The sequence below is a fragment of the Nonomuraea sp. NPDC004354 genome, assembly GCF_053602555.1.
The window spans coordinates 93,634-107,881 of the sequence record NZ_JBSGDV010000003.1; the positions used below are offsets into that span (position 1 = coordinate 93,634).

A 14,248-nucleotide genomic window follows, 5' to 3' on the forward strand; every position below is an offset into this window, starting at 1 on the left:
CTCGGCCACCGGCGAACGCCGGTCAGCTCACCCCGCGCGTGTCGCCGGGGTGGGAGCACAGCTGGCCGATGTACCACGCGCCGACCGCGTCCTTGTCGAGCTTGGTCCGGCCGGGACCCACGCAGCGCTCGTAGTCGCCGCGGAAGAGCCGGTCGACGCGGATCCACACGTTGGTGTCGGTCGCGCAGTGCTCGTAGGCCGGGTCGTCGGTGAGCGTCCTCGGTATGTAGCCGCACTGGGCGGCGGTCACCGTACCCGCCCAGACGGGGGTGAGGGGGGTGACGGCGAACGCCGCCGCGGCCGCGAGGGTGATGAGCGTCCTGAACGCCATGTCCTGCCTTCCGCCAGAGGATCATTGACTTACACACCGTAACGAGATGACTACAACTTGTAAACGGGGTTTCCTCTGCTGCCTCGCCGCGGTTCATGCCGGTCACGCACGGCCGCTGTCCGCCCGGCCGCACCTCCTCACCACCGCCTACCTGGCGGAATGCGGCTCGGGGCAGGTCATGTCCTTGGCCGGGAACACCCCGTCGGCCAGATAGCGGTTGACCGTCTCGTCCACGCACGCGTTCCTGGGCGCGAAGAGCCCGCCGTACACCGTGTGGCGGAAGGCGCCGCGCACCGTGACCAGCCGGGAGCCGCTCAGCGCCCGATGGGTGACAAGCTGTCCCGTGTACGGGGCACCGGGATCGCCGGTGGCGCCGACCATCAGAACGGGCACGTCATTGGCGACCCTGACCGGCGGTTCGGCGGGCGCGGCAGGCCAGAACGAGCACGGCGTCAGGTTGCGGGTGAGCGCCCCGAAGACCGGCTCGTCACGGCGATGGGCCTGGATGTCGCGGTAGTACGTCTCAGGATCACGCGAGGCCGCCCGGTCGGCGCACATGATCGCGGTCTGCGCGCTCGCCGAACCGTCGGCGTCCGGCGCCGCCAGGCCGGCCAGCACCTGCTCCAGCACGGGTGTCGCAGTGACCTGGCGACCGCGCGCGGCCTGGCTCAGCACGCGGACGTCGGCGGCGAAGGCGCCGTAGGAGGCGTCGTCGTCCCCCGCGGTGACGGCGAACAGGATCAGCGGCAGCACCCGGGCGTCGGCCTGGTGCCGGCCGATCCGCAGTGGGGCGCGGTCGGCGGCCGTGACGATCTCGTCCACCGTGGCCAGGACGGCGGCCGTGGTGGCGCCCAGGTGATAGCGCCGGTCGTGGCGGGCCGCCCACGCCGCCCAGGCGCGCAGGGCCGCGTTGACGGCGGGCCCCTGCGTCCGGCTCAGGTCGGGCCCGAACAGGTCGGTGTCCACGGCGCTGTCGAGCACGAAGCGGTCCGCGCGCCTGGGGAACAGTTGCAGGTACACCGCGCCGAGGTAGGTGCCGTACGAGGAGCCGAGGTAGGAGATGCGCTCCTCGCCCAGCGCGGCCCTGATCGCGTCCATGTCCCTGGCCGTGTTGCGGGTGGAGGCGTACGGCAGCAGGTCCGCGTGGACGGCACAGCGCCCCGCCATCTGCCTGGCCAGTGCCGCTCCGTGCTCGAAGCCACGCCGGTCAGGACCGGCCGAGCCGACGGCCACGGTGCTCCAGCCGCAGTTCAGCGGGCTGCTACGGCCGACGAAGCGCGGATCCATCCCGATCAGGTCGTAGCGCGCCGCGACAGCGGGCGCCACCTGCCTGACCCGCAGCACCAGGGAGAGCGCGGGCACGCCCGGCCCGCCGGGGTTGTACAGCAGCGTGCCGCGCCTGCGCGCGGGATCGGTGGCCTTGAAGCGGGACATGGCGATCGTGATGGTCCGGCCGCCGGGACGGCGGTGGTCGAGCGGGACAGCGAGCTCACCGCACTGGGCGCCCGCCTCGTCGAGCTGCTTGCCGGCCTCGTCGTCCTGGCCGTTCTGGCAGCGGTGCCAGGTGATCTGCCGGACGTCCGCGTGGGCGGGCGGCGCCGCCGTCAGCGTCATCCCGGCCAGCAGGATCGCCAGGCCCATGTGTCTTGTGCGCATGCCACGACGCTAGATGCGGCGGCGATCACCGCACATCAGCCCGCGGTGGGGTCGTCCCGGCTCCCGAGCACCGGCGCTGACCTGGGAAAGTACGACTGCGGTATGACGCGGGCCGCTCCCCGCGGCCGCTAGGGTGCGACCATGAATCGGCCACTGCTGTTCGACGTGGCGGTGGCGGGCGCCGTCTTCCTCGCCGGAGCGGGTTTCAACGCCGCGGTCTACCGGGACCCGGCCGGGCCGCTGCTCCTGCACGTGGCGCTGGCGCTGCCGCTCGTATGGCGGAGGCGGGCACCGGTGAGCGTGTTCTGCGCCGTCTGCGCGGCGGCCTTCGCCCAGTGGCTGGCCGGTGTCCAGCTGGTGACGGACGTGGCGCTGCTGGTCGCCGTGTACACCGTGGCCGCGCGCTCCGCCTGGCGGCACACCCTGGCCGCATGGCTGGTGCTGGAGGCCGGCGTCGTGCTGGCCTCGGTACGGTGGGCCGCGCCGTACGGCAGCTTCCTGCCCTCGGCGGTCTTCCTGACGGCCGTCGCCGCCGCCGTCACCATCGCCGGCGTGAACGCGCGGATCCGGGCAGAGCGCGCGGCGCGGCTGGCCCGCGAGCGCGTGGCCGACGAGCGCGCCCGCATCGCGCGTGAGATCCACGACGTCGTCACCCACAACCTGTCGGTCATGGTCGCGCTGGCCGACGCCGCCGCGTACGCGCAGGAAGGCGCGCCCGCCACGGCAGCGGCCGCCGTACGCCAGATCGCGGAGACCGGACGGCAGGCGCTGACCGACATGCGGCGCACGCTCGGCATCCTGCGCGCCGCCGAGGCCGGCCACGGAGGCGCGACGGGCCACGGAGGCGAGGCGGGGTACGCAGGCGAGGCGGGCTACGGAGGGGAGGCCGGCCGCAGAGGCGGGACCGGCGACGGAGGCGAGGCCGGCCGCGGAGGCGAGGAGGCGCCGCCCGCTGACCCGATGCCCGGCATCGCCCAGCTCGACCACCTGGCCGGGCAGATGCGCGCCGCCGGGCTGCCCACCCGGCTCGACCTGCGCGGCGACCCGGCTCTCGTCTCCCCTGGGGCCCAGCTGACCGTTTTCCGGCTGGTCCAGGAGGCGCTGACCAACACGCTCAAACACGCGCCGCCGGGCACGCGCGCCGAGGTGGTGGTGGACTGCTCGCCCACCTCCGTCACGGTGGAGGTCACCGACGACGGCCACACCGGCGGCCCCGCTCATGGCCGTGCCCCCAGCCGTGTCCCCAGCCGTGCTTCCAGCCCTGCTTCCGGCCGTACTTCCAGCCCTGCTTCCGGCACTGCTTCGGGCACTGCTTCCGGCCGTGCTCCCGTACGGGCGGCCGGCCACGGGATCATCGGCATGCGCGAGCGGGCCTGCGCCTACGGCGGGACGGTGGCGGCAGGGCCGCTGCCCGGCCGTGGCTGGCAGGTCCGCGCCACCCTCGACCTCGGCACGGCGGCGCCGTGACGATCCGCCTCCTGCTCGCCGACGACGAGCCGCTGCTGCGCATGGCCTTCACCATGGTCCTGGGCACGCAGGACGACATGGAGGTGATCGGCGAGGCCGCCGACGGCGCCGAGGCCGTACGGCTGGCGCGGCGGCTGCGGCCCGACGTCGTGCTGATGGACGTGCGCATGCCGGGCTGCGACGGCGTCGAGGCCACCCGCCGGATCGCCGCCGACCGCCTGCCCGCCCGCGTCCTCATCCTGACCACCTTCGACCTCGACGAGTACGCCTTCGCCGGGCTGCGGGCCGGGGCGTCCGGATTCCTGCTCAAGAACGCCAGGCCGGAACAGCTGCTCGCTGCCATCCGCGAGGTCGCCGCCGGTGAGGCCGTGGTGTCGCCGCGCGTGACCCGCCGCCTGCTGGAGACGTTCGCCCACCGGCTGCCCACCGGTGCCGAAGCGACCCGGCAGGAACGGCTGCGGCTGCTGACCAGGCGCGAACGCGAGGTGCTCGCCGAAGTGGCCCGCGGCCTGTCCAACACCGAGATCGCCAGGGAGCTCCACGTCGCCGAGGCGACCGTGAAGACCCATCTGGGCCGGATCCTGCAGAAGCTCGAACTGCGCGACAGAGTGCAGGCCGTCGTCTTCGCCTACCGGAGCGGTCTCAGCTGACCACCGCTCCGGTGGCGGCGGAGCGGCGGGGACGGGGTCCCCGACGCCGGTCGGCCGCTGTGACGTGGTGGTATGAACGTTCATAAATTGACTCTTGCCATGACATACCCAATGTGACATTTTACATATCACACCGTGAAGTTGGCCCGAACAGCACCCCTACGGACCAACCCCCAATCCCCCCAGGAGCGGTGATGCGGATCGCCACCCCATTAGTCCTCGCTGCCTTGATCACGTTGACGGCGCAGAGCATGCCGGCCACCGCGATCGCGGCGACTCACACCCCCACCCCGGCCCGCGCCGTCGCGACGGCGGGCCGAACGGACCCCCCGCCCGTACGTGACTTCGGCGGCGAACCTGACCATCGGCAGGCCAAGCCGCTGCCGGTCGACGAGCGGCCCCCGCTGCCCGCGTCCGGCGACGAGGCCCGCCGCGACTACGACGCCCCCCACACGCTGAAGACCGACAAACGGCCGTCGCTGCGCAGGAAAGCCGCCGGCGAGTGCGTGATCTCGGAGTTCACCGGCAAGACCGGCGATGCGCTGGTGGCGGCGATCAAAGCGGCCGACACCAGGTGCGTCAACACCCTGTTCACCCTGACCGGCGGCGACGCGCGCGGCGCCTTCGCCGAGTCCCAGATGGTCACGGTCGCCAACGCCTACCGCGCCAACGCCACCGGCTACCCCGGTGACAACAGCACGTCGACCGCGCAGCTCGTGCTCTACCTCCGTGCGGGCTACTTCGTGCAGTGGTACCACCCCGACGACGTCGGCCCCTACGGCGACGCGCTCAAGAACGCGATCAGACCCGCGCTCGAGGCGTTCTTCGCCAACAGCCACTCGGGCGACGTCACCGAAGCCAACGGTGAGACGCTCAGCGAGTCGATCGTCCTGATCGACAGCGCCCAGCAGAACGCCGCCTTCCTGCCGGTCGTGAAGCGCTTCCTCAAGGCCTACGACAGCTCCTACAACGAGCTGTGGTGGATGCGCAACGCGGTCAACTCGGTCTTCACCGTGCTGTTCCGCGGCCACCAGGTGCCGGAGTTCGTCACGGCCGTGCAGGCCGACACCAGCGTGCTGGACGCCCTGCACGACTTCGCCGCCGAGCACCTGGATCTGCTCGGCACGGAGTCCGCGTTCCTCACCGCGAACGCGGGCCGGGAACTCGGCCGCTTCCTCCAGCACGCCACGCTGCTGGACACGGCCAAGCCGAAGGTGATCTCGCTGCTCGGGCAGACCTCGATCTCGGGGCCGACCGCGCGGCTGTGGGTGGGCCTGGCCGAGATGGCCGACGCCTACGACAAGGCCCACTGCGGCGACTACGGAGTCTGTGACCTGCAGAAGCGGGTGAAGGAAGCAGTGCTGCCGGTCGCCCACACCTGCGGCTCGTCGTTGCGCATCCTGGGTCAGGAGATCACCCCCGAACAGCTCGCCGGAGCCTGCACCAGCCTCCAGAGCCAGGACGCCTTCTTCCACAACCTCGTCAAGGACTCCGGGCCGGTCGCGGACGACAACAACACCAGCCTCGAGGTGGTCGTCTTCAACTCCTCCACCGACTACCAGACCTACGCCGGGGTGATCTACGGCATCGACACCAACAACGGCGGCATGTACCTCGAGGGCGACCCGGCCGCGGCAGGCAACCAGCCCAGGTTCATCGCCTACGAGGCCGAGTGGGCGCGTCCCGACTTCGAGATCTGGAACCTCAACCACGAGTACACCCACTACCTCGACGGCCGGTTCGACATGTTCGGCGACTTCGGCGAAGGCATGAAGACGCCGACGGTCTGGTGGGTCGAGGGGGTGGCGGAGTACGTGTCGTACTCCTACCGCGAGCTCGACAACGCCAACGCCGCCGCCGAGGCGGGCAAGCGCACCTACCGGCTGAGCACGCTGTTCGACACGGCGTACGGCGACGGCCAGACCCGCGTCTACCCGTGGGGCTACCTCGCGGTGCGCTACATGTTCGAGAAGAACCCGGCCGAGGTGACGACCTTGCTGGGGCACTACCGCAAGGGCGAGTGGGACACCGCCCGCACGTTCCTGAAGTCCCTGGACCACGACGCCGGTTTCGACGCCTGGCTCACCGAGTGCGCCGCGGGCGCCTGCGGCGGCGAGCAGGATCCGTCCACGCCCTGTAGCGCCCCCGACACCAGAGCCATGGGCCGTGACTGCACCCGCACCGACATCACGGCGGTCAAGGGCGACTACGCCTACTTCTACATCAGGATCCCCGAAGGGGTGACACAGCTCAAGATCACCGCGAGTGGCGGCAGCGGAAACGCCGACCTCTATTTCAACAAGAGCGCATGGGCCACGACGCAAGCCCACCAGAGCCGGTCCACGAACCCTGACAACAGCGAGACCCTGACGGTGACCGACCTCGCGCCGGGCACCGACAACTTCATCAGCCTGCACGGCGTGTCCGACTTCAGCGGCGTACGCCTCACGACCGAGTACTGACCTGTCCGCCAAGCGCCTCCCCGCGACGGGGAGGCGCTTGTCTCGTCGGCATCGACGGTGATCCGAGCGGATGCGGCCGTCCACCGACGACCCGGCCCCGCCGGTCGGGAGGCCGGCCGGGACCCGGCCCCGCCGGTCGGGAGGCCGGCCGGTCGATCAGCGGACAGCCGCGTCAGCGAGCAGCGGTCAGGAGGTCGTGACGCCGAGGTCGCCGAGGATCTCGTCGGCCGCCCGCAGGCCGGAGTCCGCGCCGCCCTCCATGTAGCCGCCGGCGTTCTCGGAGGTGTGCTCGCCGGCGAAGTGGACGTTGCCCTGGCGCACCCCTTCGTAGCCGCCGTAGTACTGGTAGTAGGCGGTCGGTAGGCCGGCGTAGGCGCCGTAGGAGTACGGGTTGAGGTGCCAGGCCGCCAGGGTGGCCCGGCCGTTCCACTCCCGGTCGAGGCCGGGGAAGACGGTGTTGAACTGATCGAGGACGCTTCGCGCGTAGGCGGCGGTCCTGGGGCTGGCCGCGGTGGTGAACGGCGCGGCCGGGCAGAAGCCCGCAGCGTGGTCGGCGCCGGTGAAGTCGGTGAGGATGCCGCAGGCGCCCGGCTGGGCCCGGGTGGACTCCCAGGAGGTCTGGTAGCCGCTCTCCGACATCGAGTTGCCCGTCGCCAGACCCCACGGCCCGGGGGTGTTCCACAGCCTGCCGCCGAACTGGAGCGAGATCTTGGTGGAGCGGCCCATGGGCAGGGCGGCGATCGCGGCGCGTTTGCGGCTGTCGAACCGGGCGGCCGACAGGTCCAGCCGCTGCAGAACCCCCTGGGGGACCGCGAGGATCGTGTGGTCGGCGGTGACAGATATGGTCACGCCGTCGACGTCGAAGACCAGGGTCTGGGCGCCGGAGGCGGCGACGGCCACCGCTTCCAGCCGCCATCCGGTGCGGACCGTCCCGGACGGCAGCGCCGCCTGCACGGCCAGCGGGAGGCGCTGGTTGCCGCCGCGGATGTGGAAGCGGCCGTCGCTCGCGCCGAACAGCGAGAACTGGCCGGTGGACGGCTGATCGGCGAGCGTCACGAGGATGCCGAGGGCGGAGCTCTCGTCGGTGGGCATGCCGAACTGCGTGGTGAAGGCCACCTCGAAGAGCCGGCCGAGGCGGGACCGGTGACCGCCGGGGACACGGGTCTCGATCCACTCGTAGGTGGTCATGTTGGACAGTGCGGCGACCTTCGGCGGAGTTGGGGTGTCCCAGCTGGGCCAGCGGAATCCGACGAGGTCACGGCGGATCGCGTCGTGGACCGGCGCGAAGTCGGCGCCGGCCGTCGCGTAGGGGTAGTAGGCGCCGTCGATCCAGAACGTCTCCGTCGAACCGGCGGGTTCGGCGGCGCGCATGTCGTCCAGCGGCAGGCCGAACCGGGTGGCGAGGGCCTGGATGACCTGGTGGTGGGTGTCGATGAGCTCGCCGCCCCACTCGGAGACCTGGCCGTCGGCCCAGTAGGTGCTGTTGGAGTACATGCGCCCGCCGACGCGGGTGTCGGCCTCGTAGACCGTCGCGGCGATCCCGTGGTCGGCCAGGCGCAGCGCGGCGGTGAGGCCCGCGATGCCCGCGCCGATGACCGCGATCCGCGGGCCGGTGGCGGCGCGGGCGGGCCAGGTGGGCCCGGCCAGCACCGCGGCCGCTCCGGCCGCGGCGGCGCCGCCGAGGAACGCGCGCCGGGACGGCTGAGCCACCGGGCCCAGCTCGGTGGCGGGGACTCCGCGCGCCGCCGCTACCTGGTGATCACGGTAGAGGTTCCTGAGGAAGCGGGTTAACGGGGTGCGTGCCATGTGCGGCTCCTTTCACAGTGGTGGTCATGGCAGGAAGCGGGCGGGATGGCGGTACGGCCAGCCGTCGAGTTCCTCCAGCGCGGACGCCAGCCGGATCAGCGTCGCCTCGTCCCACGGCCCGGCGATGAGCTGGCTGCCGATCGGCAGGCCGTCGGGGGCGGTGAAGGTCGGGACGCTGATCGCGGGCAGCCCGGTGATGTTGCAGACCGCGGTGAAGGAGATCATCTGGGTTTCGGTGACGCGTGGCCCGTCCGGATCGGCGTTGGCCTCGGCGAGCACCGCGCCGACCGGGGGTGGCGGGCAGGCCATGGTCGGGGTGAGCAGCACGTCGAAGTCCCGGCCCCACTGGGCGCGGACCGCGACCGACTCCTGCTGGAGCAGGCCTGCCGCCCGCACGTACTGTCCGGAGTGGCGGGCCGCGGCCCGCTTCATCCGGTGCCGCAGGTGGGGTTCGGCCCGCTCGGGCTCGTCGTACGGCGAAGCCCAGAGGGCGGCGTCGAGGACGAGGTTGGTGTAGGCGAACACGGCCTCCGGGGTGAAGAAGCGAGGAGCGGCGGGGTACACGTCGTGGCCGAGCGAGGCCAGCAGCCGTCCGGTGTGTTCGGCGGCGGCGGCGCAGACGGGGTCGACGGGCAGGCCGGTCGGGGCCTCCAGGAGCAGGCCGACGCGCAGCCGGCCGGCAGGCGCGCCGACTTCGTGGGCGTAGGGGCGGTGGGGCGCGGGCGCCCGGTACATCACCAGGTCGTCGGGAACGCTCATGACGTCGAGCAGCGCGGCGGCGTCCCGCGTGGTCCGCGTGATCGCTCCCTCGACGGTGGCGTGCTCCCAGGAGGCCACGTACTGGGGCACCCGGCCGCGGCTCGGTTTCAGCCCCACCAGGCCGCAGCTGGAGGAGGGCATCCGGATCGAGCCGCCACCGTCGTTGGCGTGCGCGACGGGGGCCAGCCCGGCGGCCACCGCCGCCGCCGCGCCACCGCTGGAGCCGCCCGGCGAGCAGGCAGGGTTCCACGGATTGCGCGTGTGGCCGTGCCGCGAGTTGTCGGTCGTGGACAGCAGACCCATGTCGGGGCTGTTGGTCCGTCCCATGAGCAGGAAACCGGCGTCGAGGAGCCGTTCGACCACCGGTTCTGTCACGCTGCGGGGCGCGTCGGTCGCGCCGAAGGTGCCGTAGGTGGCGGGCTGCCCGGCCACCTGCGTCAGGTCCTTGATGGGGATGGGGACCCCGTGGAAGGGCGGCAGGTCCGCTCCCGAGTCGAGGGCGCGCTCGGCCTCGCGCGCGGCGGCTCGGACCTGCGTGTCGTCGCGCCAGACGAACGCCCCGACCTCGGCGTCGTACCGGTCGATGCGGTCCAGGTACGTCTCGACGATCTCGACGGGGCTGAGCTCGCGCGTGCGGACCGCCTCGGCGAGGGAGAAGGCGGAGTCAAAAGGGTTCAAGGGAATGCTCCAAGGGTGGGGGTCAGCCGACGGCGAGCAGCCGTTCGAGGTCCTGCCTGGTCCGCGGGTCGCTGGGGCCGTCGAAGACGACCTGGCCCGCCTCCATCACCACCGCCCGGCCGCAGCGGTCGAGCAGCAACCCGGCGTGCTGGTCCACCGCGACGACAGGCACGCCGGTTCCGGCGATCGTGGCCAGCGCTTCCAGGACGTCGCGGACGAGGGAGGGCTGCAGGCCCTGGGTCAGTTCGTCGACGGCGATCAGGCTGCGGCCCGACAGGATCGCCCGGGCGATGCCGAGCTGCTGTTTCTGGCCGCCGGACAGGGTGCCCGCCGCCTGGCCGTGCCGCTCGGTGAGCAGCGGGAACAGCTCACGCGGGTCGACGGCGGGGGTGAAGTCCCTTCGTACGGCGAGCCGCAGGTTCTCGGCGACGGTCAGGGTGGGGAAGACGCCGCGGTCCTCCGGCATCAGGGCCGCGCCACGGCGGGCCAGCAGGTCCGGGCGGCCGGGCACGACGGGGCGGCCGTCGAGGCGGACATCGCCGCCCTGCCGGTCGGCCAGGCCAAACACGGTGCGCAGGAGGGTGGTCTTGCCGGTGCCGTTGCGGCCGAGCAGGGCGACCATCTCGCCCGGCGCGACGGTCAAGGTGACATCGCGGACGACGGCGGCCTGGCCGTATCCGCCGCACACGCTCGTGAGCTCGAGCATCAGCGCACTCCCAGGTAGGCCTCGCGGACCGCGGGGTCGGTGGTGATCTCGTCCATCGGGCCGTGCGCGATCACGCGTCCGGCGTGCAGGACCACGACGTCGTCGGCCAGTTCCCTGACGATCGCCATGTCGTGCTCGACGACGACCATCGCGCAGCCGGTCCGCTCGGCCACCTGCTTGAGCTCATGGATGAGGGTGCGCGCGTCGTCCGGACCGAGCCCCGCGGCGGGCTCGTCGAGCAGCATCAGCCGGGGCGCGCCGGCCAGCACCATCGCCAGCTCCAGCCGCCGCCGGTCGGCCAGCGGCAGCGCCCGGACCTCGGTGGTCTCGTCGGCGGCCAGGTCGGCGTACTCGGCGGGCAGTTCCACCTGACCGGGCGTGTCCAGGCGGGCGATCCGCAGGTTGTCGGCGGGTGACAGGTCGGTGAAGACGCTGGGGATCTGGAACATCCGCCCCAGGCCGAGCCGTACCCGCTCGTGGACCGGCCGGGTGGTGGCGTCGAGCCCGAAGATGGTGACGTGCCCGGCGTCGGGGGCGAGCTGGCCCGCGATGACCGCCAGCAGGGTGCTCTTCCCGGCCCCGTTGGGTCCGATCAGGCAGACGCATCGGCCGTCGCCGACCGTCAGGTCGACGCCGGTGAGCACGTCAACCGGGCCGAAGGAGTGGCGGACACCGCGCAGGTCGAGGGCCGCGGGTCCGGGCTCGGCCGTACGGCGGGGCCGGGGGGCGTGGCGGCCTGCGGCCGGAGGCAGCCGGCGGGCCGGGCCCCGCCGCAGCAGGCCGGGCAGCCCGGCGAGCCCGTCCGGTGCCAGCTGGACGACGAGGACGAACACCACGGCCAGGCCCAGCACGTACCAGCCCTGCCAGGCGCTGCCGAGCAGCTGCTCGCCGGCGGTGACGAGCACGGCGCCGAGGAACGGGCCGGTGGTCGACTCCCGGCCGCCCAGAGCCAGCCAGATCAGCACGCTGGTCGACAGGGCCAGCCCGAAGACCTGCGGCGAGACCAGCCCGGCGGCCGGGGCGTAGAGGGCGCCGGCCACGGTCGAGATCGCCGCGCTGGTGGCGAAGGCGATCGTCCGGGTGCGCAGCACGTCGATCCCGCTCTGCGCGGCCCGGTCGGGATTGCGGTGGGCGGCGGTCAGCCGCGCGCCGAACGCGCCGCGCACCACGGTCAGGCTGGTCAGCAGGACGATGGCGGTGACGACGCCGAGTGTCAGGTAGAAGCCGGCGACGATGCCCGGCCCGGCCACCGCCAGGCCGTTGGTGCCGCCGGTCAGGCCGGTGAGGCTGGTGGCGGCCCGCTGGAGCAGCAGGCTGACACCGATCGTCAGGAGGATGAGCGGCGCGTCCGGGACGCCGGAGGCCAGCCCGATCCGGACCATCGGGACAGCGATCGCCACCGAGGCGGCGATCGCGGCGGGCAGGACCAGCGTAAGCGGCAGGTCGAGCGCGACGGCGTAGGCGCCGAGCCCGAAGAAGGCGGCGTGGCCGACGCTGAGCAGGCCCGCCCTGCCCCACGACAGGTCGAGGCCGTAGGCGAACAGGCCGTTGCACAGGCCGAGCGTCAGGGTGGCCAGAGCGAAGGCGGGCAGGCCGAAGGGGGCGGCCGCCAGCAGCAGGACGGCAGCCGCTCCGATCAGGTAGGGCCTCATGCACAGCCCTTCTTCGGGGTCGTGTCGGGGACCCGGCCGTAGGAGCGGGACACCTCGTAGACGCCACCTGGCTTGATCGTCGTCTCCAGCATGTCGGCCTGGAGCACGTGGTTGGCCGGGGCGAAGGAGGTGCCGGGGCCGAGCGGCGAATCGAAGGAGAGCCTGCCGATCTCCGCGTTGATCTTCTCGCCGTCGAGGCTGCCGGCCTTGCCCGCGGCGGCCAGGAAGAACTGGATGCCGAAGTAGGCGTTGCCCGCGACCTCCGGGATCGGCCCCTGGAAGGAGTAGGCGGCCCGGTAGTCGGCGACGAACTTCTCGCTCTCGGGGTCGTCGAGCGCGTCGGTCCAGCGCACGGCATGGGTGCGGCCGTCCACCAGCGGGCCGAGCGCCGGGTAGTAGTCGGTGTCGAGCGGGGCGCCCTCGTACCCGAGGGCGGGGGTGAGCAGCCCGAACTGCTCGGCCTGCTTGCTGAAGGCGACGGCGTCGCCGCCGACGACCATGGACAGCAGCAGGTCCGGCTTGGCGTCCTTGAGCCGGGCGACCACCGGCTGCCAGTCGGCCTGGCCGAGCGGGCTGTACTCCTCCGCCACGGTCTCGGCGCCGGCCGCCTTGATCTGCTCCTTGGCGATACCGGCGTAGAAGTGGGGGTAGTTGTAGTCGGAGCCGACGATCGCCACCCGCCGGCCGTACTTCTTGACCAGGTCGGGGATGCTCGGGACGAGCAGCTGGCGGGTGGACTCGCCGAATCCCCACTGGTAGGGGAAACATTTCTCGGTGTCGCCGAGGATGGCGGTGCCGAAGGGGACCTTCGCGGCGTCGGCCACCTGGGCGACGGCCTCGGCGGTGTCACCGGTGATCGTCCCGAAGATCATGGAGACCTTGTCCTGCTGGATCATCTTGCGGGCCAGCTGGGTCGCGGTGGCTGGGTTGCTCGCGTCGTCGGCGACGACGAACTCGACCTTGCCCCCGCCGACGCCGCCGGCCTCGTTGACCTTCTTGACCCCCAGCTCGAATCCGTTCTGCAGGGCCTTGCCGGTGGAAGCGACCGGCCCGGTGAGGGGGACGATGACGCCGATCTTCAACGGGCCGCCTGCCGTGGCCTCGCCGCCCGACAGCGCCGCGCCGGCGCAGGCGCTGGTGGCGAGTAGGGCGGCGGCCGCTACGGCCGCGAGGGGACGAGGGTGCGCATGAGCCATGAGATGAACCTCCGAATCCACGAGCGCGAGCGCAGCGCGGCGATCGCGACCACAGTCAGGTAGAAGAGGGCCTCGGCCAGCACGTCGGTGAACCAGGTCCGCAGCAGGGCCTGGAGGGCGGCGATGACGAGGGCGGCGGCCGCCGCCGTGCCGAGCGCACCCGGGCGGCTGAAGAGCAGGCCGAAGAAGACCGGCACCAGCAGGCCGAACCCCATGCTCGGATTGACGGCGAGGATCGGGCCGTAGAGCGCACCCGCGAGGACGGCCAGCAGCCCGCCCAGCACGAACGCCCCTGACCTGACCCGGCGCGGATCGGTGCCGAGGAGCGCCGCCATCGGGGCGTTGTCGGCCACCGCGCGCAACCTCAGGCCCCAGCTCGTCCGGTAGGCGGCGAGCAGCACCACCGCGATGACCGCGACGGCGATCACCGCGCTGACCAGCCGGTAGGCGGGGTAGGTGGCGCCGAGGAGCGTGACCGTGCCGGTGATCGGCACGGCGACCGAGCGGGAGGTGGAGGTGAAACACAGTTCTGCCACCTGCCGTAACGCCATGCCCACGCCCCAGGTGACGAGCATCGTCGCCAGGCCGTCCGCCAGCGGCCTGCGCAGCAACACGCGCTCGACGCCGAGCAGAACCGGAGCGCTCAGCGCCAGCGCGAGCAGCGCCCGCCAGCCGAACGCCACCCCGGTGACGACCGACACGGTGTAGGCGCCGGCCATCACCAGGTCACCCTGCGCCAGGTTCACCACCCGCGTGGCCGCGAAGATGACGGCGATGCCGAGAGTCACCAGCCCGTACAGGCCGAAGAGGCTGAGGATCGCAAGAAGTACATCCACCTGTGACCGTCTTTTCACTTCCGCGTATGGAGAGGTGGATGCGAGCATC

Annotated in this window: 11 protein-coding genes; 3 read left to right on the top strand and 8 right to left on the bottom strand. The window is 72.3% G+C overall.

Annotation, left to right across the window (positions count from 1 at the left end; translation table 11 throughout):
- Positions 1 to 22: 22 nt before the first annotated feature.
- Together ACWENQ_RS11185 and ACWENQ_RS11190 are read right to left on the bottom strand one after the other, a co-directional pair.
- Positions 23 to 331: a DUF6355 family natural product biosynthesis protein gene (locus tag ACWENQ_RS11185; RefSeq protein ID WP_449927408.1), complete on the bottom strand. Its 309-nt coding sequence runs from the start codon at positions 329 to 331 to the stop codon at positions 23 to 25.
- 147 nt (positions 332 to 478) lie between these two features.
- Positions 479 to 1,987: an alpha/beta hydrolase gene (locus ACWENQ_RS11190; protein WP_452413914.1), complete on the bottom strand. Its 1,509-nt coding sequence runs from the start codon at positions 1,985 to 1,987 to the stop codon at positions 479 to 481.
- 141 nt (positions 1,988 to 2,128) lie between these two features.
- On the opposite strand from ACWENQ_RS11190, the gene ACWENQ_RS11195 reads away from it, so the two are divergent.
- From ACWENQ_RS11195 to ACWENQ_RS11205, 3 genes are all read left to right on the top strand, one after another.
- Positions 2,129 to 3,454 (top strand): sensor histidine kinase, encoded by a 1,326-nt coding sequence (locus tag ACWENQ_RS11195; RefSeq protein ID WP_452413916.1) that lies wholly within the window; start codon positions 2,129 to 2,131, stop codon positions 3,452 to 3,454.
- Entirely contained in the window at positions 3,451 to 4,104 is a 654-nt protein-coding gene (locus ACWENQ_RS11200; RefSeq protein WP_452413918.1) for a response regulator, read from the top strand. Before ACWENQ_RS11195 ends, ACWENQ_RS11200 begins: the two co-directional genes overlap by 4 nt.
- A gap of 227 nt (positions 4,105 to 4,331) precedes the next feature.
- Complete coding sequence (locus ACWENQ_RS11205; protein ID WP_452413920.1) at positions 4,332 to 6,566, top strand: M9 family metallopeptidase; 2,235 nt, start codon at positions 4,332 to 4,334, stop codon at positions 6,564 to 6,566.
- Between the two features lie 186 nt (positions 6,567 to 6,752).
- On the opposite strand, the gene ACWENQ_RS11210 is transcribed toward ACWENQ_RS11205, so the two are convergent.
- The 6 genes from ACWENQ_RS11210 to ACWENQ_RS11235 are packed head-to-tail and all read right to left on the bottom strand — an operon-like array spanning position 6,753 to position 14,199.
- Positions 6,753 to 8,372: a flavin monoamine oxidase family protein gene (locus tag ACWENQ_RS11210; RefSeq protein WP_452413921.1), complete on the bottom strand. Its 1,620-nt coding sequence runs from the start codon at positions 8,370 to 8,372 to the stop codon at positions 6,753 to 6,755.
- 24 nt (positions 8,373 to 8,396) lie between these two features.
- Positions 8,397 to 9,809 (bottom strand): amidase, encoded by a 1,413-nt coding sequence (locus ACWENQ_RS11215; RefSeq protein ID WP_452413922.1) that lies wholly within the window; start codon positions 9,807 to 9,809, stop codon positions 8,397 to 8,399.
- Between the two features lie 22 nt (positions 9,810 to 9,831).
- A complete protein-coding gene (locus ACWENQ_RS11220) occupies positions 9,832 to 10,515 on the bottom strand; it encodes an ABC transporter ATP-binding protein (protein ID WP_452413924.1) in 684 nt (227 codons plus the stop codon).
- Entirely contained in the window at positions 10,515 to 12,167 is a 1,653-nt protein-coding gene (locus ACWENQ_RS11225; RefSeq protein ID WP_452413926.1) for a branched-chain amino acid ABC transporter ATP-binding protein/permease, read from the bottom strand. Before ACWENQ_RS11225 ends, ACWENQ_RS11220 begins: the two co-directional genes overlap by 1 nt.
- Entirely contained in the window at positions 12,164 to 13,363 is a 1,200-nt protein-coding gene (locus ACWENQ_RS11230) for an ABC transporter substrate-binding protein (protein WP_452413928.1), read from the bottom strand. Before ACWENQ_RS11230 ends, ACWENQ_RS11225 begins: the two co-directional genes overlap by 4 nt.
- Positions 13,327 to 14,199, bottom strand: a complete 873-nt coding sequence (locus ACWENQ_RS11235) for a branched-chain amino acid ABC transporter permease (RefSeq protein ID WP_452413930.1) — start codon at positions 14,197 to 14,199, stop codon at positions 13,327 to 13,329. The genes ACWENQ_RS11230 and ACWENQ_RS11235 overlap by 37 nt, the downstream gene beginning before the upstream one ends.
- Positions 14,200 to 14,248: the final 49 nt, after the last annotated feature.

Excerpts from the sequence above, each read along its gene's own strand:
- ACWENQ_RS11185 (WP_449927408.1), bottom strand. The coding sequence starts at position 331 with ATGGCGTTCAGGACGCTCATCACCCTCGCGGCCGCGGCGGCGTTCGCC.
- ACWENQ_RS11190 (WP_452413914.1), bottom strand. The coding sequence starts at position 1,987 with ATGCGCACAAGACACATGGGCCTGGCGATCCTGCTGGCCGGGATGACG.
- ACWENQ_RS11195 (WP_452413916.1), top strand. The coding sequence starts at position 2,129 with ATGAATCGGCCACTGCTGTTCGACGTGGCGGTGGCGGGCGCCGTCTTC.
- ACWENQ_RS11210 (WP_452413921.1), bottom strand. The coding sequence starts at position 8,372 with ATGGCACGCACCCCGTTAACCCGCTTCCTCAGGAACCTCTACCGTGAT.
- ACWENQ_RS11220 (WP_452413924.1), bottom strand. The coding sequence starts at position 10,515 with ATGCTCGAGCTCACGAGCGTGTGCGGCGGATACGGCCAGGCCGCCGTC.
- ACWENQ_RS11225 (WP_452413926.1), bottom strand. The coding sequence starts at position 12,167 with ATGAGGCCCTACCTGATCGGAGCGGCTGCCGTCCTGCTGCTGGCGGCC.
- ACWENQ_RS11230 (WP_452413928.1), bottom strand. The coding sequence starts at position 13,363 with ATGGCTCATGCGCACCCTCGTCCCCTCGCGGCCGTAGCGGCCGCCGCC.